The organism is Delftia sp. ASV31 (assembly GCF_016428765.1).
In the GTDB taxonomy this organism is placed as follows: domain Bacteria; phylum Pseudomonadota; class Gammaproteobacteria; order Burkholderiales; family Burkholderiaceae_C; genus Comamonas; species Comamonas acidovorans.
The window spans coordinates 1-254 of sequence record NZ_JAELTK010000343.1; the positions used below are offsets into that span (position 1 = coordinate 1).

The 254-nt window shown below is 71.7% G+C and carries 1 protein-coding gene; it reads left to right on the top strand.

From position 1 onward, the window contains the following. A partial coding sequence (locus JHD82_RS29740; RefSeq protein ID WP_199140512.1) for a hypothetical protein occupies positions 1–254 on the top strand: 254 nt, incomplete at both ends.

The following is a 254-nucleotide window of genomic DNA, read 5'->3' on the forward strand; positions in this document are numbered from 1 at the left end:
ACGGCCTGGTGCGCGAGGAAGGCGTGAGCCAGGGCCGCCCGCGCATCGTCACCGACATCGACGCCACCGAGGTGGTGATGATGCTGGCGCCCGAGACCAACGGCCACGTGGCCGTCAAGGCCTGGGACTGTCTCTTATACACATCTCCGAGCCCACGAGACGCTGACGTTGATCGCGTATGCCGTCTTCTGCTTGAAAAGGGGGGGGGGGGGGGGGGGGGGGGGGGGGGGGGGGGGGGGGGGGGGGGGGGGGGG